This is a genomic window from Collinsella aerofaciens (genome assembly GCF_018785245.1).
Classification (GTDB): domain Bacteria; phylum Actinomycetota; class Coriobacteriia; order Coriobacteriales; family Coriobacteriaceae; genus Collinsella; species Collinsella aerofaciens_AD.
On record NZ_WQPL01000023.1, the window covers coordinates 1 to 23,792 of the forward strand.

At 52.2% G+C, this 23,792-nt stretch carries 20 protein-coding genes, 1 tRNA gene and 2 pseudogenes; 17 read left to right on the forward strand and 6 right to left on the reverse strand.

Translation table 11 applies throughout. The features are described from left to right. Positions 1-309: hypothetical protein (locus tag GPK39_RS06040; protein WP_215674397.1), on the forward strand; the 309-nt coding region annotated here is incomplete at its 5' end. Between the two features lie 595 nt (positions 310-904). Then, the gene (locus tag GPK39_RS06045) at positions 905-2,530 is read left to right on the forward strand and encodes a reverse transcriptase domain-containing protein (protein WP_215674399.1); all 1,626 of its coding nucleotides are present in this window, start codon (positions 905-907) and stop codon (positions 2,528-2,530) included. A 375-nt stretch (positions 2,531-2,905) separates the two neighbouring features. On the opposite strand, the gene GPK39_RS06050 is transcribed toward GPK39_RS06045, so the two are convergent. Then, on the reverse strand, positions 2,906-3,907 hold the full coding sequence (locus GPK39_RS06050) for a DUF3644 domain-containing protein (RefSeq protein ID WP_215674401.1): 1,002 nt from the start codon (positions 3,905-3,907) through the stop codon (positions 2,906-2,908). A gap of 150 nt (positions 3,908-4,057) precedes the next feature. Between GPK39_RS06050 and GPK39_RS06055 the strand changes: the two genes are divergently transcribed. From GPK39_RS06055 to GPK39_RS06070, 4 genes are all read left to right on the forward strand, one after another. Then, a complete protein-coding gene (locus GPK39_RS06055; RefSeq protein ID WP_215674403.1) occupies positions 4,058-5,008 on the forward strand; it encodes a hypothetical protein in 951 nt (316 codons plus the stop codon). Further along, entirely contained in the window at positions 4,941-5,279 is a 339-nt protein-coding gene (locus GPK39_RS06060) for an Abi family protein (protein WP_215674405.1), read from the forward strand. Before GPK39_RS06055 ends, GPK39_RS06060 begins: the two co-directional genes overlap by 68 nt. Beyond that, entirely contained in the window at positions 5,245-5,754 is a 510-nt protein-coding gene (locus GPK39_RS06065) for an Abi family protein (RefSeq protein WP_215674407.1), read from the forward strand. The genes GPK39_RS06060 and GPK39_RS06065 overlap by 35 nt, the downstream gene beginning before the upstream one ends. A 405-nt stretch (positions 5,755-6,159) precedes the next feature. Continuing rightward, entirely contained in the window at positions 6,160-6,837 is a 678-nt protein-coding gene (locus GPK39_RS06070) for an FRG domain-containing protein (protein WP_252204733.1), read from the forward strand. A 225-nt stretch (positions 6,838-7,062) separates the two neighbouring features. Here the strand turns inward: GPK39_RS06070 and GPK39_RS09525 are convergent. From GPK39_RS09525 to GPK39_RS09820, 3 genes and pseudogenes are all read right to left on the reverse strand, one after another. Beyond that, positions 7,063-7,464 (reverse strand): annotated as a pseudogene (locus tag GPK39_RS09525) (DDE-type integrase/transposase/recombinase); the annotation flags it as partial. Positions 7,465-7,564: 100 nt separating this feature from the next. Next, positions 7,565-7,750, reverse strand: a pseudogene (locus GPK39_RS09815) (IS3-like element ISCARN64 family transposase); the annotation flags it as partial. After that, a complete protein-coding gene (locus GPK39_RS09820; RefSeq protein ID WP_215674438.1) occupies positions 7,735-8,082 on the reverse strand; it encodes a transposase in 348 nt (115 codons plus the stop codon). The gene GPK39_RS09820 and the pseudogene GPK39_RS09815, both read right to left, overlap by 16 nt. 534 nt (positions 8,083-8,616) lie before the next feature. Here GPK39_RS09820 and GPK39_RS06085 point away from each other — a divergent pair. From GPK39_RS06085 to GPK39_RS06110, 6 genes are all read left to right on the forward strand, one after another. Beyond that, positions 8,617-9,057 carry a hypothetical protein gene (locus GPK39_RS06085; protein ID WP_215674413.1) on the forward strand — a complete coding sequence of 147 codons (441 nt, stop codon included), beginning with the start codon at positions 8,617-8,619 and terminating at the stop codon, positions 9,055-9,057. Between the two features lie 42 nt (positions 9,058-9,099). Continuing rightward, entirely contained in the window at positions 9,100-9,861 is a 762-nt protein-coding gene (locus tag GPK39_RS06090; protein WP_215674415.1) for a TIR domain-containing protein, read from the forward strand. Between the two features lie 163 nt (positions 9,862-10,024). After that, positions 10,025-12,271, forward strand: a complete 2,247-nt coding sequence (locus GPK39_RS06095; protein WP_215674417.1) for a KAP family P-loop NTPase fold protein — start codon at positions 10,025-10,027, stop codon at positions 12,269-12,271. A 455-nt stretch (positions 12,272-12,726) separates the two neighbouring features. Next, positions 12,727-14,400 (forward strand): ATP-dependent nuclease, encoded by a 1,674-nt coding sequence (locus GPK39_RS06100; RefSeq protein WP_215674419.1) that lies wholly within the window; start codon positions 12,727-12,729, stop codon positions 14,398-14,400. Beyond that, the gene (locus tag GPK39_RS06105) at positions 14,390-15,469 is read left to right on the forward strand and encodes a UvrD-helicase domain-containing protein (RefSeq protein ID WP_215674421.1); all 1,080 of its coding nucleotides are present in this window, start codon (positions 14,390-14,392) and stop codon (positions 15,467-15,469) included. Before GPK39_RS06100 ends, GPK39_RS06105 begins: the two co-directional genes overlap by 11 nt. 109 nt (positions 15,470-15,578) lie before the next feature. Beyond that, positions 15,579-16,706 (forward strand): hypothetical protein, encoded by a 1,128-nt coding sequence (locus tag GPK39_RS06110; protein WP_215674423.1) that lies wholly within the window; start codon positions 15,579-15,581, stop codon positions 16,704-16,706. A gap of 562 nt (positions 16,707-17,268) precedes the next feature. Here the strand turns inward: GPK39_RS06110 and GPK39_RS06115 are convergent. Beyond that, positions 17,269-18,558 carry a hypothetical protein gene (locus GPK39_RS06115; RefSeq protein WP_215674425.1) on the reverse strand — a complete coding sequence of 430 codons (1,290 nt, stop codon included), beginning with the start codon at positions 18,556-18,558 and terminating at the stop codon, positions 17,269-17,271. Between the two features lie 567 nt (positions 18,559-19,125). Here GPK39_RS06115 and GPK39_RS09745 point away from each other — a divergent pair. After that, positions 19,126-20,550: a reverse transcriptase domain-containing protein gene (locus tag GPK39_RS09745; RefSeq protein ID WP_215674428.1), complete on the forward strand. Its 1,425-nt coding sequence runs from the start codon at positions 19,126-19,128 to the stop codon at positions 20,548-20,550. A 138-nt stretch (positions 20,551-20,688) separates the two neighbouring features. On the opposite strand, the gene GPK39_RS06125 is transcribed toward GPK39_RS09745, so the two are convergent. After that, on the reverse strand, positions 20,689-21,249 hold the full coding sequence (locus tag GPK39_RS06125; RefSeq protein ID WP_338404400.1) for an Abi family protein: 561 nt from the start codon (positions 21,247-21,249) through the stop codon (positions 20,689-20,691). Between the two features lie 533 nt (positions 21,250-21,782). On the opposite strand from GPK39_RS06125, the gene GPK39_RS06130 reads away from it, so the two are divergent. The 4 genes from GPK39_RS06130 to GPK39_RS06145 all read left to right on the forward strand — a co-directional run bounded on the left by GPK39_RS06130 (position 21,783) and on the right by GPK39_RS06145 (position 23,670). Continuing rightward, positions 21,783-22,082 carry a nucleotidyltransferase family protein gene (locus GPK39_RS06130; protein WP_215674432.1) on the forward strand — a complete coding sequence of 100 codons (300 nt, stop codon included), beginning with the start codon at positions 21,783-21,785 and terminating at the stop codon, positions 22,080-22,082. Next, complete coding sequence (locus GPK39_RS06135; protein WP_215674434.1) at positions 22,069-22,452, forward strand: HepT-like ribonuclease domain-containing protein; 384 nt, start codon at positions 22,069-22,071, stop codon at positions 22,450-22,452. The genes GPK39_RS06130 and GPK39_RS06135 overlap by 14 nt, the downstream gene beginning before the upstream one ends. 216 nt (positions 22,453-22,668) lie before the next feature. Then, positions 22,669-23,457 (forward strand): DUF3825 domain-containing protein, encoded by a 789-nt coding sequence (locus tag GPK39_RS06140; RefSeq protein ID WP_215674436.1) that lies wholly within the window; start codon positions 22,669-22,671, stop codon positions 23,455-23,457. 138 nt (positions 23,458-23,595) lie between these two features. Continuing rightward, a tRNA-Val gene (locus GPK39_RS06145) sits at positions 23,596-23,670 on the forward strand. Positions 23,671-23,792 lie beyond the last annotated feature (122 nt).

Genomic DNA, 23,792 nt, shown 5'->3' on the forward strand with positions numbered 1-23,792 from the left:
ACTGGCGGGCGCGACGTGCCGGGCGGAGAGGCGGGTGAGCCTTCCTCCGATGCCGACCCCGCTGCCGGAGAGCCCACCACAGAGCCCACGGCAAATCCCTCGCTGAAACCCGCGGCCGCGACAACCAAGACAACAACGACGTCCAAGACGACGATAACCAAGACCACTATATCCACGTCCTCTAGGCCCAAGACTGCCACTGAGACCACCGCGACGCTCCCCAAGGCCGGCGACAACAACTGGATCGCCGCCTCTTTATCGTTATTCCTGCTGGGATTGGCACTTTTTGGTGCCGCATATCGCTGCTGAGGTGCCATATTTTCAGAAGTATGCGGTGATCGATTTCTCATCTATTTGCTAATCACCGATTATCGCTAATCGATGACCTTACAACTGGCAGCATGCCGTCGCATCACCAAGAAGATCATCTCTCAGCATTTGCCGAGCACATGTCGGCTATAAGTTCAATTCGCGACATTGATAGCGCCCTATGACAAACAAGAAAGATTTCTTCTCTCCATTCATAATCATCTTCAAGGACGACATCGTCTGAATGCCTATTCTGGATGGAAATCCGAGGCAAACACGTGAGCACGGAAACTCAGATTGCAGCATCGATGGAATCTGGAGGCTACTGTTTCTACCTGAAAGGACACGAGGGGGCTCATTGCACAGACGACACCGTGGAAGGCGCGCCAACATCATACTTGCCCCATCGCGGAGTTATAAAGCGCGGTTCAGCCTTTGCGCAAAATTAAAGACTGGTAAAATGACCCTATAGCCGGTTCGAATTAGCGTTTGCGCATCGCAATCGGAAGTGCTTTGTTTGCACATTATATTCTGCTACGTGTCTATCAGGTACGACTCTACGGAGGAACCGGCTATTAACTTTAAGGATAATCTGATGCTCAACGAACTTCAGTCGAAAGGCGATCTGGCTGGGTTTCTTGGCCTGTCCTTGGAAAAGCTTGATCTCTTTGTATATCCAACTTCCATGTATGACCTATATAGAAATAGATTGGTCCCAAAAAGAAACGGTGGCTATCGAGAACTATTAATCCCAAGATCTGATTTAAAAAGGGCTCAAAGACTCATCGCCTCTGAGCTTGAAAAAGGCTATAAGCCATTGCCTTGTGTCCATGGTTTTGTCAAAGGACGGTCAATAAAAACAAATGCTGAAAATCACATTGGCTCGCAAGTAATTGTTGGCCTGGATATTAGGGACTTCTTTCCTTCTATCTCGTCAAGACGAGTGTGCGGGCTTCTTGTTTCCAAGAAGCTAGGTCTAACCCCTGAAGTTGCATTCTGTATTTCAAGGATTGTTGCGACACCGAAAGGACTCCCTCAAGGCGCTCCCTCATCTCCTATTATTTCGAACATGATTTGCCTCGGGATGGATAAACAGCTAATGCACCTATCGCGAGAATATCGATACCAATACTCTCGATATGCCGATGATCTTACGTTCTCATTTAATAGTTCTTACTTCTTTTATCGAAATTTTTATTCAGGTGGAAAGCTCAGGTTGCCCAATAAGCTACGAAACGCAATCACTAACTTCCATGGAATCGAATCGTTTGAGCTCAACGAGGATAAATCGTTTTACAGTTGCAGTTTTTCAAGACAACTGGTCACGGGCGTTGTCTGCAATCAAAAGACAAATATAAAACGCGAGCAATATCGGCGACTCCGCTCAACGCTCCATCGACTGAGCAATGGCGACATTGAAGGCGCGATGGGCTGCTATTACGGTAAAACCATTGCCAAGCTTACCGATGCAGAAAGAGGGTCGTTTGAAGCGTCTCTACGCGGAAGTCTTGATTTTTACAAATCTCTTATTAAGGATCCCTGGACATCGGGTCCACTTATGCGTTTAGGCAGCCTGTACAATAAAACGAAACCAGAAGACACACCTGTTTTCCCAGTTGCACTTCAGCAAGACTCGCTTCTATATCTAGAAGGAGAGGATGACAAGCAAAACTCATTTGAGGGTCTCGGGTTTTATTTGGGTGGCTACGGTCTTGTTACGGCCTGGCATGTGATATGCGATGCCGTTTCCCGTGATAAAAATAGCAGGGAAATTAAATTATTCAGCTCAGATAAGACGCCGCTTGCAATTTTTAGGTTTGGAAATGAGGTGGTTCAGGATAACAAACGCGATGCCGCAATATTACAAGATGTTCCTCCTGCGATCTTAAAGAACATTCCCCTTCTTCCATCAAATATGGATTTGCTTACCAAGGGCGACAGGATTTCTGCTTACCAACACCATTTTTCCGAATCTAGATTCAGCTTTGAGCTACACAGCGGAGATTTGCTCAGGATTGGGGAACCAAGTGAAGAGGGCACACTTTGTTATACGAATTGCTCATTTCGCCATGGAATGAGTGGTGGCCCGGTGTTTAATGGTTTGGGCCAGGTCGTTGGCATAGTACATACTGCAACTGAACATGGACAACTTGGATCATTTCTCCCTTTAAAGGATTGTATCCGCTCAACTGAAGTCTATGGAAGGTGGCTCCTCTTCTAACTAGGACATGAAATAAGTTCCTGCATTACGGCTTATAAAAATCAATCAGGCCTCGCTCAACAGTAGGGTAAGATTTCGGCCAATAGATGCTCATTCGAAGAATAGCAATTCGTGAATATCATACAGGGGGCCAAGTCTCAAGCCCTGATAGGGAGTGTGGCCGTTAAGCGCATTGATTCTTAATCCGATCAGCAGCGCCCCTATTTGATATTTTTTAGATTTAGCGTATGAATGCTAATCATATTTGGGATAATAAAGTTACAGCCTTAGTAAGGGTTGACTTGGGAAGGGTAAAAGCTGGGTTCCCGAATGGGAGTAGATCCTTTGGATTTAGAATTCCTTTGCTCCTGGGGTCATCCCTTACTAAGGCTGTTTTTATTTGTTCGTCGCCTTTGACCTTAGATCTTCGATGATTCCATCTGGATTCTGTTTAATCAGCTCATAGATATCATCGATTGTCTGTTGTGAATAGGCATACCGCGGCTGTTCTCCCTTCATCGAAGTATTAATTGAAAAGCGAGGATCGTCCTTCATCCCATACATCTTTATAAACAGGTTAAAAACCCAGCTGTTGAATTCTTGAGGACAGCCATTTCTTTTTAGCTGGATGCTATTTGCATTTAGCCTGCGCTGGATTTCTTCAACTACATAATTCGTTCGATAGGGATATTTATCTTCAGGCTTAACAAGCTGTTTGATGATAGAAACTGGCGTATTTCCATTTTTGTCAATACGAACAGTCAGGTCCGCATCTTTCTTTTTGGTTAAACGTAGTTCCGTTGTGTAGGTATGTGCATATCGGCGATTGCCCTCTTCGTCCGCCGAGGTCAACACGCCACTTCTGGCATCGATCATTCGACTTATGACTTCCGGAGAGTAGCGCGCTCGACATTCCTCAATCGTTGCATCTGAGCGTCTAACCGAAAGCACGAGATAGTTTTCCGGGATGCGGTCGCTTATCTCAATCCCCATGAGCTCGCGCGCTTTTTCATCGTAATTCTCAACACACGCTTGCAAGATCGGAGCATAGATTCCTTCATATTCTTGAACAACGAAATGGGTGCTAGTATTTCGCAAGTCTATTACTTTGCTCAAATTTCGCCGCAAGGGATCTTTTTCGTTAGTGAAAACCTTTTTAACACAGTCTTCTAGGGACAAGGTTCGATCGGCTTTGTCAGAATAGTATATGGCCCTGTTGCCGTTACGTTGTACGAGATGGGCTTTCAGGAGCAATTCCCATGCGTTGCAAAGAAAGAAAGCACATCCTTCAACTCTATATTTAAGTGTTGGCCTGTTATAAAGCTCGATTGACAATATAAAAGCTTCTTGCGATTTATCACAAAGACGTTGAACGGTTAACGAGTCGATATTATTCATCTTGTTCCAATCGGCAGCGCTTTCTATAAGAGTAGTGTACCGCAATTACGAACATAAGATCGTTTTCTGTTGAATTCAGGGGTAGCAGCTTATCTGCTCGTCCATTTTTCAGGACGCTAATAGCTACCTGCTAGCTCCTTTCAAGGCTCTATGAATCATATGAAGGCCAAGGACATGCTTGCGGTGGACTACGATTCCCCAATGAAGTCAGCAACGGAGTCGCAGGCGCTCGTGGTGGACATCACGCTGTGCGGCATGGAGGTGTGGGGCTGTCTGACGCTTCGCGGCTCCGGGACCCTAACGGCGATGGGCTCGCAGTGCGGGATCCACGCCTCGCAGGCGCTCGTGGTATACGGCTGCACCGTCGATGCCCGGGCGGACGGGGCCGATATTACTGACGAGGCGGTTGCCGGCGTGATCGCCGGCGACATGGCCGTGCGCGGCGGCGGGCGCGTCGTTGCCGCGGGCGCCGGGTCCGGGGCGGGCGTGCGCGCTTACGGCGTGTATCTGCAGGACGCGGGTCTTGGCGATGGCGCGGCCGGCTGTCGGCTTTCCGTCGATGCCTCGTGGCTTGATGCGGCCGGTGCCGACGGCGACGTTGCGTGCCTGGGTGGGTCGCTTATGTCTGCGCGGTTTGTGGCGCCTGCTGGCGGGGCCTTTGATGCTGGCAGCGTGGTGGATACCTCCGGTGCGGTGGCACCGCACGTGGTGATTGAGCCCGAGAGCGCCACGCCCCCGGCGGGGGAGACCGGTGGAGAAGGCGTGCCAGGCGGCGGGACGGGTGAGACTGTTGGTGATCCTGCTGCGGGGCAGCCCGGTGCAGAACCCGCGACGGACCCCACAGTGAAACCCGCAGCTGCGATTCCCAAGACAAACATAACGGCCAAGACGACGGTGACCAAGACCACGGTGTCTACGCCGTCCAAGCCCAAGAGCATCGCCGCGAACACAACAGCGCTCCCTAAGACCGGCGACAGCAACTGGATCGCCGCTTCCGTGACGCTTTTCCTGCTTGGTACAGTATTTCCCGGTCGTGAACGGTTACCAGTCGTTTTTCCGCGACCCGAGCACCCGGGTATACCGCGATGGCGCCACTTTTGAAGACATCCTAGCGCTTTACGAGTTCGACGTAGAGCTCAGGGAGATAATGCTCGATGCACTGCTCAAGGTCGAGGCGAAGATCAGGTCGGCGCTTGCCTACAAGTTCTGCGCTGCATATGGCGAGTCCCAGAGTAAATATCTAGACGCTCGCTGCTACGCGACATCGAAGGGCGCGAAGCGTGTTCTCCCAAAGCTGCTAAACATGCTTGAATATATCGCCAACAAGGATACCAGCCATGAATACCTCGCCTACTACCCGCAGGGCAAATAAGAACGTGCCGCTATGGGTCGCCGTGAACGCCATGACCTTCGGACAGATTTCGAAAATGCTCACGGCACTTAGGGACAACGAGAAAACCAAGATCGCCAAGAGGTTCGGGGTCGGAAACCCAAAGGAACTCTCTTCGTTTATCCGTGTGCTCGCCCTCTACAGGAACGTCTGCGCGCATGGCGAGCGCCTCTTCTCCCACAGGTGCCACTTTGAGATTCCTGACACGGCCTTACACGCCAAGCTCGGCATCGAAAAGATTGGGCCGGATTACGTTTGTGGCAAGGTAGACGTCTTCTCGGCAGTGATCACGCTTCGATACCTCCTGCGCGACGACGAGTTCAAAGCATTCAAGGCTAAGCTCGTCAAGTGCGTTAACGGATATCTGCTATTGGACGAGAGCGTCGGTGAGGAGCGTCTCCTTGGGGCCATGGGCTTTCCGGCTGAATGGAAGAAGATAACCCGATACAAATTGTGAGCTTGACTCGCCTAAAACGAATCGCTGGCTTCGGCGGATTATTGGCGATTGAATCATGCGCCAAGCCCTTCGCGCGTCGGGCATTCTCTTCTTCGCGTAGTCGTAGTATTCGGATTTAGACGCGCACAAGACCCCGCGTCCTCCTGATGAAGCCGAATTCGCCCTTATGCTCTTTGGGGACCTCATACCTCGCGCATGGTCTTGACTCGAGAAGGATATGTGCTGCTTCGAAAAGGCGAAGCAAAGTTGGAATCGATTTGAGGAAACCACAACTAGGAGGTGTTGCCTATGGCTTCGGCTAATCATCTGGGGCATCCGATTGACGAAGTCTATCAGCCCGATGTACCGTAGGCTTTGGAAGAGCTGCTTGGCTGCTTCCCTACCGGCTCGGCAGCAGACGATTACATGTGGAGAGGCCAGACGAATTATTGCTGGACGCCCTTTCCGACGCTGTACAGGCGGATCAGAAGATCTGGGTATAGCGATATGCAGATTGACGAAGGGTTGGTTCGGCATGCCGAGTCAAGGATTCTCGAGGAGGCGCGGGCCAACGGGCTGCTTCGCTGCGGCGGCTCCGTTTTGGAGTTCATGGCCTGCATGCAGCATTTCGGCGGTGCGACGCGTCTGCTTGATGTAACTTCGAGCCTCGACGTCGCGCTTTACTTCGCGTCATCCAGGCATGACAAAGTGGCTGGCGTTGTGTATTCCTATAGGGTTAATCCCGATATGCGCGTCTCGATTGGAGAACAGCCCAACGGTCAGGACCCCGACTGGTATGATCTGACCGATCGTTGCCGCGGCGGGCGCCCCCTGCTCGTGAAGCCGCGAAGCTATGAGCCGAGAATCGTCGTGCAGCATGGTGCGTTCATCATGACATCGCTCGACGGCTCGTTGGCGGACCCAAACCTATTTATATGTCAGACGGTCGACTCCGAAGCTCGTCCGATTTTGATTCTCCCAAAGCTGAAACCTTCCGTGAGAAGGTACCTGGCGGCAAAGGGAATCACTGAGGAGTCTCTATTCCCATCGGGCATCGAGGGGTTTTCGAAGGCTCGCTCGGCGAACGTGCCTATCCGTCTATGACCGGTGTTTGTGGCAAGCAAAAAGCTAACAAAGGGGATGAATCTGAATCTACCCCGATTCCATTGTCACCTTTTACGCCGCCTTCGAGCGGCTATCTTCCGCAGGCCAATTGGCCTTCTCGAACTCCGCCGGGCTGAGGTAGCCCAGCGCCGAGTGGATCCTGGCCCTGTTGTAGATGACCTAGATGCACTCGAACAGATTCAGCGCGGCCTCCTCGCGCGTGGCTTAGGTGCGCGCGTGCACGCACTTCGACTTAACGATGCCCATGAGCGACTCCATGGCCGCGTTGTCCCACGGAGAGGATATCGAGCCCATGGACGGGCGCACGCCATGCTCGCGCATGGTCTTGGACGGCAACAACGACACATACTGGGATCCGTGATCCGAATGATGCACGTAACCCCTCGGGTTGTTTCGCCTGGCCAGGGCCATCTTCAGCGCCTCGTCGGCCAGCTCGGCCGTGATGTCGGGCCCCATCGACCAGCCCACTATGCGGCGCGACCATATGTCCATCACGAGCGCCAGATACAGCCAGCCCTGGCGGGTTTTGACGTAGGCGATGTCCGCGAACCACGCCGCGTTTGGGCCGCCGGCCTCGAACCTGCGCTTGACCAGGTCGTCTGGGGACTCCCTCTTGGAGGCGCGTTGGTCGACCGAGGGACGCTTGACGCGCGCGCGTGACTCCGCGCCATCCGCGCTCGCGCATGATGCGGGCCACGCGCTTGCGCGAGGTGCGCATCATGCGCGAGCGCAGCCGCACGAGCGTCTTGGGCGCGCCGTAGATGCTCCGAACCTCGTCCCTGAGCTGGGATATCGCGATGGCAAGCTCCTCGTCGCGCAAGGCGTGCGCGCTCGGAGGGCGCGACTTCCAGGCGTAATAGCCCTGGCGCGCCGCCTTCAGCGCCGCGCACATCTCCGACACCGGCCAGCGCGTCTCGTTGAGGGATATGAACTCTGTTGGGTGGCGTCGAGCCAGATGTAGGGGTACCTGACGTCGGAAGGGTCACGTTCCTGCAGGTCGGCGACCGTGTCGTCGAGCGAGGAGCACATCCTCGACACCTGGCTGGCGCTCATGCGGTCTATGCCCATGGACTGCGCCACGCGCTTCACCTTGCTGGCGGACACGCCGTTGGTCACCATCTCGGAGACCGCGGCGGCGACCGCGCGGTCCACGCCCGGGTAACGCTCGATCAGGCCCTCGGGGAAGAAGCTTCCCGCGCGCAGCTTCGGAATCCTGAGGTTGATGTGCCAGACGAATCGATTGTCCTCGGGCTGATCGGTTCGGTTTCGACGCTCTTCTTACCATGCCGATATACGGGATGGCTGATGCCGCTTAATGTCGTCCTCCCTGTTCCTTTTGCTCTGGTTACTTTGCCAGAATGCGGCAATCAAGGCCCCCAAGGTAACGAGTCCGATGAATGCTTGGACAATCAAATTGGCGATGTCTATAACGATGTCAAAAGTCACTGGATGGTCACCGGCTTAGCGTCGTGGGGCGATAATTCTAACTCCGAATAATATGGGATGACCGATGGCTGTCGTTCCGCAAGACTTCAAAGACCTAAAGAGCCAAATAACATTACTCGTCGGTTCTGATGTGGAATCCTTGGAGAGATGCATGGCGGCTCAAACGAGACCCGCTATTGCTATGACATAGAGGATGTGAATGCCAAGATTGAAGATGCGGAATCCGAGATGCTAACCGTGAACAATGCTCATTTCCAGTCAACCCGACTCCTGCGACTCTAGTCGAGGCAATCGGCAGCCTATAAGGGAATCATGGCTCTCCTCTATAAGGGGAAGGGGCTCGATTTAATGCGTGGCATCTCTATCGATATCGTGAACAGCATGGAAACCGCTCCCGATATACATCACATCTTCCCGCAAAGCCACTGCGTAAAAACGGGATACGAAAGGCATAAGTGGAACTCGGTCATCAACAAGATGCCTCTGCTGCCTGAATCGGACAGAGAAATTGGAGGCTTGACTCCCAGCGTCTGCTCAGCGAAATTCGTTAAGAAAGTGAAATCGAACAGGGTGAACTCCGTCATCGAATCGAATCTCATTGACTGGGATGCGTTCATTAATGATGACTTTGATGCCTATTTCAAAGATCGCGCCATGGCTTTGCTGGACGCTATTGAGTTCGCAATGGGCAAGTCCATCTCCGATAGGGGCACTGAGGAAACGGTAAAGAGATTTGGCCGCCCATTGGAATAAGATGCTTCTTAGCTCCGTTATTGGTTATAGAAAGAAGGCTTAATGTCTGATTTTGAAATTTTGCAACAGTTGTGCGAAACAGCAGACGATCTTTCAAAGAAATACATCCGCTCTAGTTCGCCTGACTTTAAAGCATGGAAGACAAGGGCGGACAGGCTTTTAATTAGGCGGTTTGGAGAAGACAGCTACGAATTTAAAAGTTTTAACGAAATCAGCTATTCGTTGTCTTATTTCGCCCCCGGCACGCCCAAATCGGCTTTTGTTGATGCCTGTGCGGACGGCCTGCGCAAAGCAAAAGCTGTGCTGGAGACATACCTTGATGAGTTTTCAGCCGAAGGGGAAACCGGATCGACTGCAAATGTCGGAGATTATTCGAAGGTATTTATCGTTCATGGCCACAACGGAGAGCTTAGAGAAAGGGTCGCGAGAATCATCGAAAGGCAGGGCCTGACGGCGGTAGTCCTGAACGAGCAGTCAAATCAGGGCAAGACAATCATCGAAAAGCTGGAAATTGAAGGCGATGCAGCAGGAGCGGTATGCCTTTTTACGGCGGACGACGAAGGAAGGGCCAAGGCAGAACAGTCGGCAAATCCCAGGGCTAGACAGAATGTTGTATTTGAAGCCGGATACTTTATTGGTCGGCTTGGCAGGGAAAACGTTGCAATTCTTGTTGACAAAGGTATCGAGATTCCCTCCGATCTACAGGGCGTCGTTTATACCGGAACAGACAGTTGGGAGTTCGGCCTTTTGAAAGAACTCAAGTCAATGGGATATTCCATCGATTTTAATAAAATGGATTTCTAACGGATGCGGCAGCAGACGACAAGATGTGTATTGTGGGAGCCAGCTTCGGAACAAAGAACAGATGAAGATGCCAGGAGCTGGAAATGACGCAGCTCGACCTGACAGAGAAAATGCGGCTTTCCGAGGCCGCCGTGCGCAGCTACGAACTGGGGAGGTAGTGGCCTTGGATAACCCCAACCTATCTCTTGCCACCGATACACCAATCAAGGTGAGGGAGCAAGATCTTATCGGAAGGATCCCTTTCGCTGAGAGACTGGCTGATATTCTGAAATCCGCAGCTGGGCCCGAGTTGCTTGTCATTGGTTTGTATGGACCTTGGGGATCAGGCAAGACTTCGGTTATAAACCTCGTTGAAAATGCGCTCTCCCGAAAAGACGATGACGAAAAGGCGGGCGTCTCTGTCGTCCGTTTTGAGCCCTGGAATTACCTCACGGCCGAGCAGCTGCTCGCTCAGTTCCTTAAGGAAGTCGGGAGTGCGCTTGATAAAGATGCACATGGGCGGCGCAAGCTATTCGGAAAGTTGCGCGCTAAGCGCCCCGAGGTCCTCAATGCCTTCGCGGCATATTCTGAAGCCTTGTTGATGACCGCCGGCGCCGCTGCCAGTTTGGCGGGCATGCCGCTTGCGGGCGTTGCTGTGCCCGCCTTCGGCAATCGTTTGACGAGCAGGTTGAGGAAATCCGCAGTTAGGGCGGGAAGCGTCTCCTCGAAGAAACAGAGACTTGAGGAGGAGCTCCTCAAGTTCGATGGGCGAGTCGTAGTGATCATCGATGACATCGATCGGCTGCCGAACGACCAGGTGCGTATGGTGTTTCAGCTCGTCGCCTCTCTGGCGAAGCTTCCCAAGATAAACTACCTTCTTTCTTTCGATGAGGAGGTGGTTACGCGGGCTTTAAGTGAGGTCCAGAAGTGCGATGGCGCTGAATACCTGGAGAAGGTAGTCCAGGTCCCTGTGCGCCTGCCGTCCATTTCATCGGGCGATTTGGAGCGGATGCTTCTCAAGGACATTAACGCGATTTTTGAGGCGTTTGCCTACAGGCGGGAGGATCTTGACGACAAGAGGTGGAACGGCGTCTGCCTGACGTTTCTGAACAATCGGTTCTTCACCATAAGGGAGGTTCGGCGCTTCTCGAACGCGTTAAAGGCGAAGTTAAGCATCCTGCCGCGATTCTGCTGCTTCGAGGACGTCGTCGCCTTGGCGGTGCTGGAGCTCAAGGTGCCAAAGCTCGTTGATTGGATTCGCGTGCACAAGGACCTCCTTTGCGGCACGATCGGATCTTCGTTGTATATGAATAACATGGATCCGAAAGACAGCCTCGCCAATTTGGAGAAGCTGTTTTCTGGGATAGTCCCGAGCTCTGAGGCCAAGTGGGCGGTCGAGGCCGTCTGCAGGCTTTTCCCGCGGGTGGCAAATATAACTGGCATGAGTCATTGCGTCTCTTACTCGAGGGAGACCTTGAACGCTATCTGGCGGGCCGATTCCTTCGATCTATACTTCCATTCGAACATGCCGGACGGAATCGATGTTCACGAGGTACAGGATGCGTTGAATGTGAGCGAGGGCGGAGTGCTGCTCGAAGACCTGCGCAGGCACGCCGAAGCGGGTAGCATGATTGACTTTGTGTCGGCCATGAGGGCCCGCGTATCGACGTTGGAGGAAGGACGTGCCGAAGTCGTCGCCAAAGCGTGCCTTTTGGCCTTGGGTCTGAGCAAGGAAAAGCACTATGCCCCTTTGGCCTCGACGAGTGCCGACCTGGAACTCCTCAGACTCATCGAGTTGCTGTTCAAACAGTTGGGGCCTGCTAAGTCTGGCGAGATTCTGCGAGCGTCGGTGGACGAGAGCCAGGGGAGAGTGATCTGTCCGCTCACGCCTTTCTTGATATCGCAGCTGAACAGCCTGAATGACAGGGGAGACGGTGGCTGCAAGACGCTTTTGCCCGAAGGCGACATTTTCGAGCTTTCCGATGCCGTTTGCGCCAAGGTGATCGAGGACGCCGCCACGAGGAACCTGTTCCTAGACGATGAGTGTCATTATGCGTTGATCTTGCTCAAAGAGCGTAAAGCCAATGAATTCATGGCTTATGCGAAAAGGGTTGCCAACGTTGACGGGGCGGGGTGCGCGTCTTTTCTCTCGTTCGGGTCGGGGCGCTACACCTCGCTTGACAGCGGCGAAGTAACGAGCTTCTCATTCGATAAGGCTGGTGTCGCAAGGGTGGTCGAGCTCGCAAAGATCGACGGTCTTCTTACTGAGGCGCGCGCAGACGGCAGCTTTTTCGAGTTGCCGGAAGACTACCAGCTGGTTGCGGCAGCTTTCTGCGTTGCGAATAGAGACGATGATGGTGGGAACGAGGTCTCTGCTGAAGAAGCTGGTAGGCTCCTTGCGCATTGGAGGCGAAATAGCAGGAGGACGTGATGAAGATGCGGACGTTTCTTTGGACCTGCTATGTGACCGTGGCGGGCGCGGTCGACTGCGCCCGGCCCTCGCTGCGGCTCTTGATGCAGGTAGCATCGAGCCAGATGTAGGGGGCCGGTTGCCGGCCTCGCATGCCTCGTCGGCCTGGGTGTCCATGATCTTGTTGACGAGCGACTCGGCCATCACCCTTATGAGCTCGGCCATGTTCACCATGCCGTCGTCGAATCTCGGCATCAGGGCACCGCCGCCCGCGATCTCGTGCATCTTGTTCATATGCGGTTATTGCCTTTCCACGAATCCTGACTTCAGCAATTAGAATTCCAGGCGATAGCCGCATCGTGCTTTCTACGGCCGGGGAAGCGACCCTTTACACCAACATGCGATCCCTATGTGACGCTTTTTCTTGGCGGATAATAGAAAGAATAACGAATTGAGCTGCGAGAGTTGGTGGAACCGTGCATATAAAAGAGCTCAGGGTATTTGGATTTAAGAGATTTCGCGAGGCGAGCATCTCGTTTTCCGAAGGAATAAACATCGTCGTTGGAGATAATGATTCTGGAAAGTCGACGCTGCTTGAGGCGGTAACAGCAGTAATCGATGGTCAATATCGAGGAGCTCCGCTGATGAGGAGCATTTCCGAGGATCTCTTTAACAAGGATATCGTTGACGAGTATCTTTGCCTGCTGAAGAACGGAAAGCCTTGCAATCCTCCGAGCATTGTTATCGAGGTGGTATTTTCCGGCGAAGAGGACACAGTTGCTCTTTATAAGGGCGACTTTAATAGTCGCGGTGTCGCTGAATCTGGAATCAAGCTAGATATCGCCATAGACGCAGAGTCTTTTTCCGATGAGTACCAAGACTTTGTTGCCGCGAAATCACACCATGGTTTACCTATCGAATACTACGCATGCTCATGGACGACATTTGCCAGAAAGAGCATCCGCCCTGCTGGCATCAAGTTCAAGTCGGCACTAGTTGGCGCTGGCAATTCTCTTGCTTGGCCTGGTTCGAAAGCGATGGTGACAAGAATTGCAAGAGACGTGCTGGAAAGATCCGATCAGATAGCCATATCGCAAGTGCATAGAAGAATGCGCACTGGCTTTTCCGCCGACCAAACCGTCAAAAGTATAAATGAGAAGATTTCCGAAAGAGCAAAGAGTCTCACGAATAAGGCTGTAACGTTTGGGTTCGAAGCGGGCACAGTAAACTCCTGGGAAAATGGAGTCATCACCAAACTTGAGGATATTCCATTCTCCAACGTAGGAGATGGAACCAAAAGCATCGTCAGCACAGAGCTCGCTTTGGCAAAGAGCGAAAAGCGTGGCGGCAACGTGGTATTGCTTGAAGAGCCCGAGAACCATCTTTCACATACTAGGTTGAATATGTTCCTTGAGGGCGTGAAGAGCCGATGTGAGGGGGTTCAGCTAATCATCACGACACATAGCAGCTTCGTTGCAAACAAGCTCGAGCTTAGGAACTTGATCCTTCTCAACGGAGGTAATTCTGCCTCGATGAGAGACCTGAGCGAGGATACCTCTAGGTTCTTCATGAAGGCCCCTGGATACAAGACATTGAGGGTTCTTCTGTGCGATACCGCTATTCTCGTCGAGGGAGATGCTGACGAGCTCGTTGTCCAGCGCGCATATATGGATGCCTCCGATGGAAAACTTCCAATTCAGGATGGTGTCGATGTCATTTCCGTCGGAACAAGCTTCCTTCGATTCCTTGAAGTTGCAGAGGTGATCAATAAGAGGGTTATCGCCATGACCGACAACGATGGAAACATTGGGGCACTGGAAAAGAAGTATCAAGGCTACAAGTATGTAACCCTAGCTCAAGAAGATGAACTGCAAGTCGTCTCGTACGCAAATAGGCTTCTTGAAAAGGGCAGCATGGAGGGAATCAACTACAACACGCTTGAAGCAGAGATGTACGAATCGATTGGCGCTGAAATGCTGTCGAAAATCTTGGGCAAAGAGTTCAAGGATCGAGATTCCGCACTCAAGTATATGGAGGAAAACAAGACAGAGGTCGCGCTCAAGATATTTGATTCGGTGGAAACCTTGTCGTATCCGGAATACATAATGCAAACCATTGCTTGGGTGCGAGGCGAATTAGATGAAATCTAAGATCTATTTAGCTGCTGCCGGCTCAGGAAAAACCACATTCTTAATCAATAGTCTTTCGGATGCCGATCAAAAAATCCTTTACACCACCTTTACGGATGAAAATTCGGCGGTGGCGAAGGAGATGATTTATCAGAAGTATGGCTGCATCCCTTCCAACATCACTGTACTCCCGTGGTTCACCTTCCTTCTTGAGCACGGAGTGCGTCCTTTCCAAGGCGCTGCGGGCTTCGGTAAAGAGAAATTCAGCGGGGTTGACCTGAATCCTGAAGGAAGGAATTTCTATAAGAAAGGAACCCTTCGTTATTACTGTAATAAATCGAAAGAGATTTATGCGGCCAAACTTCCAGCGCTTGCGCTGAAATGCAATGAATGCAGTTTCGGAGCGGTTATCGAAAGGATCAAGGAGCTGTTCGACGTTGTGCTCATCGATGAAATACAAGATATGGCCGGATACGACTATGACTTTATCGCCGCGCTTCTATCCTCTGGCATGCCCGTAGTCATGTGCGGCGATGAGAGGCAGTCAACCTATCGCACCAATGCTGGAAACAAGAACAAGGGTCTGAGCCTCGAGCAATATATCGAGAAAAAGAAGCTTACGTCGCTCTGCGAGATAGATCGTGCGACTCTCAACGGAACGCATCGTTGCTCTAAGAGCGTCATCGAATTCGCAAACATGGTCTATCCGGAGTTCCCACCAACCGAATCTTTGTGTGCTGCTTCAAATGAAACCCATAATGGAGTTTGGGCTATTCCAAAGTCACTTGCACAAAAGTATTGCGAGTTTTTGGATCCAGTGATTTTGAGACATAGCGTCGCCACTCAGACCGCGAACGCTTCATTGGTCTGCAACTTCGGCAAAGCAAAAGGCCGAACATATGACCATGTTCTGATTTATCCAGTTGCCGATATGGCCTCTTGGTTGCAAGACGCTTCAACGGATCTGAAGCCGCAGACGCGCTCCAAGCTCTATGTTGCAATTACTAGGGCGAGGTTCAGCGTTGGCTTCGTGGTTGCTGACAATAAAATAAATGAGCTTCCAGACACGCTAAGCGTTTGGAAGCCATAAATAAATCACGTGTTTGTTTGACAGCCAAAACGGATACCGGGGACGCAGCAGATACTCATTACACTATCTTTCTCCCAGCAATCGCATATTCACAAGAGGAGAATAAGTCATGGAATTGAACGCCAGCAACCTCTCTAATACGATTGATAGATCATTAATTACTTACTATTCTGAACAAGGAACAGTATCAAAAGGGACTCTGGACGATGAACCTGATGGCTTCTATGTGTACAGCTTGCCGTCGCAAGATCTTTTATACGATTCCTATGACAGCATTCAGGAGCAAATCCATTCGAGATTGATCGACCTCGACAATCTCATCATCGAAAGATTGTTCGGAAATCAGTCGATTTACTATTCCATCATCCGCTTCTGTCCGATTGCAATATCAGAGGGCGGCTTCAGTCCCGAAATGACTTTCGATAGGAATTCGTTCGCTGATTACGTCAAACGTTTCTCATTCGAGGAGGCGCGAAGGCTCATCTATCTAGATGATCTAAGGTATTTAACCGATAGCTTTGGCGAAACGTACGATCAGGCCGTGGGCTCACTGAGGATGGCATTCTGCGCACTAGGGGAAATCGAGCCCATTGGAGACATCTCGGACGGAGTATTCAAGGTATCCTCTCCAAAGTCTCATTCAATGATGAGAGAAGTGGAGTCGTTCATAATTAGGGTGTATTCTTCATTGGATATTCTCAGCCATCTGCTATTTGAGCTGGACCGGATTCCCAATCGATTCGAATCCTTCAAGAAAATCCGATCAGACAAGTCGGCCCTATATTCCAAATTCAGGTCAAAGAGTCCGCACTCTGGCGACGAAGGCCATATATGCAACGACTTTCCCGAAGCCGTGTACTTAGAAGAACTGAGAAACGAGATCGTCCATAACAGAGCTTTCGAAAATTCAGCGACCTGCTACATTAGCCTCGAGAATGGCATCGTAAAAGAGCGCTTCTTCCTCCTGCCGGATTCAAATGAAAACGGCAGGTTGCCAAGGTGGAATGGAAGATGTCGATTCTACTCGCAAGAAAATAAAGGAACGGAGCGCCTTTCCTCGCTTTACCGAGAGATATCGATTCGAATATCGAATTCCCTGGATTACGCTATTGATGATCTTTCGGAAGAGATCAGCGAGATGCGCGCCAGCGGCGAGCTCAAGGTGATGAACCCCAATGCAATAGAGGAGGCCATCGAATCATTTCGTGTCGCAGCCATGCCAGCCACCAGCAAGTAATGGAAACCGCCGCATTGGGGTTCATCAGAGGAGGTTCATCTCGGCACATTCTGATATCAACGAAGCCGATATCAGAAGCGTCTCGGAGAAATCGTAGAGGATGCTGGAGACTTCTCCCGTATCTATCCGTGCCAAAGATTGAAGAGATGTTCAACGCGGGATTCGGCTTCGCTGCCTGTGCATGCGCTGCCCCGCGTGGCATATCCGCCGCGCGACCGCCACGACTTCGACCCCGAGGTGCTTGGCCAGGTCAAGCGCGGGCACCGCGACGGCGCTCAGGAGGGGGTCGGATATTGTTAGTATACGCGGCTTGCCGACGTTTATGCGAGCAATATCAACCCGAAGAAGTCGGAGGGCTCTCTCCGGCAAATTTACTTGTTTGAGGCGCGGGACAGTGGCACCCCAGGCTGCTGAAGCCATGCTTGATTCTTGTCCCCTAGGGTCTTTTCAGGGGTTGTTCCTTTTTAACGGGAGCGTTGGAGGTAGCCGCTTTCATCAAGTACTTGTTCGTGGCACGCGAATTGCTGTGCGCTAGTCACTTCATACCGTCGTTCTTTTTTCGTTATTCGTACCGCTTGATGAACCGGTCGGTCTCGTCGTACGAGAGGTAATCGGGTTCGCCCGTTCCGATTCTCCAAGCGATCTCTCGGGCTTTCGCTATCATGGCCGCTGTTGCGGCATCGGCACCTTTCGGCATCTTTGCATGTTTGATTTCTATGCAGCCGCCCGTGACCTCGGGGACGCTCCTGTACATCCAAGTTTCGCCTATGGGTACATGGACGTCGAAGAAGTTCCACTCGAACTCGGTGTCCTCAACCGTCCTTGAGGGGAAGTTCGGATGCAAATCCCAATGCTCGGAGAGAGCCTTCTTAGCACGGTTGAGGACGACACCCATTGCCCAATTGCCTGTTCTTTTGTAGGCAGGACCCTCCTCTGCGTGCTTTTCGGCAGTCGCCATCGCGTTCCAGATGAGCGAGGTGATCTGTGCGGGCGAGTATTCTAGGAGCATGGTGTCGAGCAGAGTTTCAAACTCTTCGCGCTTCGGTCCCTCATACTCGTAGCACGCATCGTCAAGCTGGACATCGAGGTAGGCTAGAACGAGACCTTTTGCGGTTCGCAGCCAGTACTCGCGCTCACCCTGACCAAGCGCGACGTATTCGCGATCACCTACGACGATGATGGGGTTTCTCTCGTGGGCAGTGTAGCCTTTCAACTTGATTGCAAAGGGCACCTTGTACCAATAGAAGCTGAAGCCGTCTTCCTCTTCCTCAAACCCGCTCAACCATTTGTCGAATGCTGCGGTTGGTTGAATGTACCCCTCGCCCCTGAGCGCCTTACAGACGTCGATGAAGCCAAACAAGAGCGGTTGGTCTGCGATGGGCCCAAGGTAGGTATTGCCACCCCCGCCTCTTACTTCGATCAGGACCTCGAATACTGTGCTCGTGAGGCTATCAGGATTGCGCTTGGCCCATTCGAACTCTTTCGGCTCAATTGAGAATGCACGACGCAGCCTGTACTTCCGCTCAAACTCTTCGAGCTCTCGCATTGCTTGCTGTCTAGTTTTACCGCAATTTGGGCAGAAGACCTGATCCTTATAGTACGAGTCCGCCGAGACGTCCTTGATGCCCCTGCTGATTCTAGGCGCAAAGAGCGCACCGCCGCAAAGGGGGCAGCCATCGTCCAGCTCAATCATAGGGAACAGCTCAACGATCTTCTTGTCTGTGAAGCTCTTCGGGAGGTCATAGAGCTCCCTCAGATCATTCAGTGAGAGGCCAGAGGTGTAGTAGGCGTCCATAAGCTCGTTGACGTTGTCCTCGCCCAGCTCTGCTCTAACTTCGTCAACTCTTGACATATGCTCGACTTTCTTTCGATCAACGGAGGTTTATACGTGCCATTTTATGATATAGCCATGCGTCTTACGGTGGCGCTTTGATAAGAGGAAGGTCTCGGGCAGCGTTAGACCGTCCGAGACCGGGATGTCGCCGCTAGGCTGTGGGCAGCTGCTCTGTATTTATTGACACTAAGGCCTCAAGCATCTGATGCCAATGTAAGTTTCGATAACTCTCTTTCAGGTAGGCTATATTTCTGATCTGATGCGATCGCGTGATTCAAGATAGCATTCCGGTACAATAAAATTGCTTTACGCATTTGGCGTAAAGGTGCGTTATCGCCGTCAATAGCGCAAACGACGAAATTCCGACGTTCGCACTATTGATGCCGACGTTGCCTGCGCATAGCTGGGCAAGGGCGCTGATAATCATATCGGTTATCTCCGCATCTCCATCTAGTATGCCATAGGCAAGCATTGGAATGGGCGGCCGCATTGCGTTGGTGAACTCGCTTCACCTTATGTTAGCCTGCTCGGTTTGGGTGAGCCGCTTCCTATATACCGAGCAGGTTGATTAAAGGCGGTGAGCCCGTGGACGATTTCGACCCGCCTCGTATTCCAGGGTATGCGATAAAGAAGAGCTACGCGCATTTCGATTACCGTGTCGCATTCAAGGATGTCGAGGCGAGGGTTTGTGACGTAGATTTTATTCAGCGTCACGCATTTCTTCCCTTGATTGCGAATACGCTTTGCCATGTGAGATTCAGGGACGGTAAGAAGATCCTGAAGACGAGAGATATCGCATATGCATCTCACTTGGATCATAGGATTTTTCAGTATTATGCGCTGCAATGGGGCAAGTTATATGACCGTCGTGCCTTAGAAACTGGTATCGGCAGTGTTGCTACGGCTTATCGAAGCGGATTTCACCTCACTAATTGCTCTGTTGCTGCAGATGCAATCGATGCCATTCGCGGGCAGGGGGATTCGCTAGTTATCACGGGAGACTTCACCCACTTTTTCGATAACCTTGACCATAGTTACTTACGCAAGGCCGTTAGAGGATTCTTTAACGAGGGCGTGCTTCCACCGGACCATTACCAAGTCCTGAAAAACATATTGCATTACTGTTATTGGCCTGTTGGCGATTTAGCGAGAAGGAATGGGCTTGGCTGGATTGATCTTCAGCCAGACGACCCGTTCACGTTTGGCGATTCTGCGTCCAAAGTTCGATCCAAGGCGTTAAGGAGTCTTAACAGGCTACCGCGCATCTTGACACCTGCGGAGTTTTCGGCTTACAAGGGTTCTTCGATTGTTGTGCCTTGGAAAAGAAGTCATGATGCGAGGGGCATCCCCCAAGGGCTGGCAACAAGTGGCGTCTTGGCGAACATGTATATGTTTGATATCGATGCCCAGATTAACGCGTGTGTTGCCAGCGTGAATGGCAGGTATATACGATATTGCGATGACTTCATCATTATCGTCCGAGCCAAGGATCTCAAAACAGCAAGCAATGCACTTGCTTTGGCACAGGGAGTTCCTGCAGTTGAACTACAAGATGAAAAGACCAAAATCCACCGTGTAAACGATGGGAGGGTCGAGCAACTTTCACTTGGTGCATTGCTCGCAGGAGAAATGGAAGTTGTGCGAACCGCGCATCATGCTGGAAATCATGTTTCGTTTTTGGGATTTGATTTTGACGGTAAAGATGTCCGAATTCGCCAATCTACGGTCGGCAGGTTTTACAGCAGGTTTTATCGTGCTGCTAAATCAATCGGCAGGCTGGCCGATAATCCGGACAAGCATCCGAGTAAAAAGCGCGTAAGCGCATTGTACGAGCATTACTCTCCGAAGGGGAACAGATCGAGTGACAAGCGAGGCACTTCGGACCCAAGCCACCATGGAAACTATCTTTCATATGTTGCAAGAGCTCAGAAGGCGTTTCCGAATGATCCCATTAGTGGCCATGTTTCCAAGATGTATAGGAAAATTAACAAGGCAACGGGTAGGGGCTGATGCTGATTTAGGCGCTGTAAGTGACAGTAAAGCTGTAGCTAAATCAAGAACTTCGAAGTTGTCTTTGGAGTGGGCTGCATCTGATTTCATATATTGGATTGATTGAAGGATGAGCCAGTCGCGTCTTCTTCGCCGTGCTCACGGTCTTCTGTCCGTCTCGGCTGCATGGTGAGGCTCAACGGTGTAGAAGCGCGCGAACGAGATCCTGGCATGACGCGCGAGCGGCTGCAACAAGAGCTGACATGGGGCGTGGCAACGCTGTTGGCCGGGCCCCTTTGTCTGGTCCTGCCGACCTTCGTTTTGCCGGCTCTCTTCGTTGAAGCTTTCATCGACCTTTTCGTTGACTAACCACTTAGACCAGAGCGGGTGCCTCTCCCGGCCGTCTCCGAAGCCCATGGCTCGCCATTCCTCGCGAGGCAGCCTCTCTTCCATGAGATCGAGGAGGCGCGACCTCCATGAGGTGGCCGGCGCGATGGTTTCGAGCATGTAGCTGAGTACAGTGAGCGTGCCGAACATCTTGTGGTTGCCGACCTCGTGGGCCTCGTGCCAGGCGGTGTCATCCCTTGGGATCATGGGTTTGGTGCCGAGCGTCTTGTTCCAGAGGCGGCTATGGTGGGCACAGCAGTTCCTCACAGTGTTGAGCGCCACGAGCCAGGATTCGGCCACCTTGGCGCTAACTCCGAGCGTGCCTGCTGTTATCCCACGCGCTCGAGCTTGCCGACGAGTTCTTCTCGGTCTGCCATGAGGCCGCGCGAGATCAGCAGGTCCGCCTGCTCGTCGTAGGTGAGGAATGGCTTCTCGTACTTCATCTCGGCTCCTAGAATTTGAAAAAAAGACCCGCCAGTGTGCATGCTAAGCAGGGGCCGGGCGGGTTTACTGGCTTCATCTTAACGTGTCCCCTCGGCATTGGCTATTGAAATACTAGAACGCGTGCCCCAGCTTGTCCGTTAACCAATTGCTCTTGGCTCGGCGACATCGGCATGGCGCTCAAAGGCACCTCAGATCGCTGCCAAAATGCCTATATTTCGGAAGCGCGAGGAAAAATTAGCAATCCCTGAGCACAACCCGATTTTTGTCAACAATACCACGGTTAGAGACTTTGCCAATCTCCCTCGCGTATGGCATCTTCAGATTTTGCCGCATACTACCGGATACAGCCCCTCTCTAATCACCGGCCTGTGGAACGGGCGCATGGCGATTGCCATCCTTTCAATCGGTAAGTAAATTGAGACATGATTACGCTTGTCGACATATCCGCTGCTGTTTCTCGTGTGCTGTCTCGTTACGACGTCCGCGAGGCATACCTATTTGGCTCCTTCGCCCGTGGCGAGCAAACGCCAGATAGCGATATTGATTTGCGTCTTATCTGCGGTGAAACAATGACGTTCGGCACGCTATACGAACTCTCCCTTGAGCTCGAAGAAGAGCTCGGGCGAGATGTTGAGATTGTCACCAACCCTCCCGAGCATATGCGCCCTGCATTTCGCAAGAGCATTGAAAAGGATGAGGTGCGTCTCTATGAAGCGGCGTAAACGGGACGAGGAGCTCATCGGGGTCATTCTTTCCGATTGCGAAACTCTGGCTAGACGAATCGATTATTTTGATGCCACGGAAAACTCTTTCGTTAGCGATCGGAGCGAGGAAGGTGAGCTTGCTTACGACGCTATCATGAGCCCCGTCTACAGAATCGCCGAGGATGCACTCCATCTTTCCGATGAGATCCAATCGGCTTTTCCGGGGTATCCTTGGAACGATATTGGGGGTTTTCGAAATTTCGTAGCACATGGATACGTAGCACATGGATATCGAGAAGTCGATCGATCCCTTGCGTGGAAAGTTATCGTCGATGATATTCCTGAGCTAGAGAAAGCGTTGCGTATCTTCAGACAGCGCCAGAGCTGATGCAGCCTTGGCTGACGCGGCTCCTTTGGTATCCCAAGCGCTGGTGGTCGACGGCTGCACGATCGACGCCCGTACCGAGGGGCCAACCTTATCACGCCGGCGATGGCCTAACTCGCCAAAAAACCTCGATGCAATTGCGTTGCGCGTACCGGCGACGTGTCGCCCGTATAGAATCAAAGCATCCGCCCGCCAGCTATCAATTGGATTGGACGCCACATGGAGATCCCCAACACCCTGTGCAGCAATGTCTACGACTTTGCGTTTTGCCCCGAGCCCTGTTACGACCGCCTGGTAGACCTCGCCGATCCCGAGGACTGGGGTCCCAACAACCGTATCCTTAAGAATTACCTGTCGTTCTCGTTTAGCCGCGCGGTGTTTCTGACCGAACGCGACGTGAACCAGACCGCGCCGTCCAACCTGCCGTTGGTGTTCGACGGCGACCGCTGCCTGTTCAACACCGGCCTGTACACGCGCCGCTACGAGACCATCTACGGTCTGTTTGAGCCCAACACCAGGCCCGACGCGCGCCAGCGCTGGTTTTTGAAGGGCTTCTTTAAGGAAAGCGACCCCATGCTGGTCTCGTTTGAGTACCTGCCGTGCCGTGTGCGCTTTACCGAGGACCCCTCCGAGCTGGTCTTTGACTACCGTCTGCCGATCCGCTCCAACATCGACCACATCCTGGGCGACGAGGAAAACCTCACGCGCATCCCCGCCAGCCTGATGGGGGAGGGCAACTCGCTGCTGCTGCGCCGCGCCTTTGAGGGCGCCGTCGTCGAGGCCGCCCGCCGCGCCGCCGCCAACTACACGCTCGCCGTGCCGCAGTTCTACGGTGGCCGGATTCAACTGCTTCTGCCGCTGTGCCTAACCGGCGACAAGCCCGAGCTGGCGCTGACCATCCAACGCGAGGACGGCTTCTACGCCGCGCGCACCTGTCTCACGCTCGAGATGGCCTACAACAATGCGCGACTCATCTGCCGCCCCGAGACCTCGTGGATCAAGCGATAAAGGCGCGTTGAGCTGCTGGTTTGCTGTTTATTTGGACTGCGCCAGAGCGGCCAACGCCCACTAATTTAAAATCGTGGGCAAAAAGTACTTGGTAAACCACGCGCGGCTATGATAGTATCTCTTTTGCCGAAAGGCGACGGGCGATTGGCTCAGGGGTAGAGCATATCCTTCACACGGATGGGGTCACAAGTTCGAATCTTGTATCGCCCACCATCTAAAGCGCAGGTCAGAGGTGTTAAGCCTCTGGCCTTTTTCTAATATGAGAAAGCCATTGTCAATAGGCATGTTCGTTCGAGCCCGGTTTGAAACCGGGCTTTTTCGTTTCCCGTCGGGAG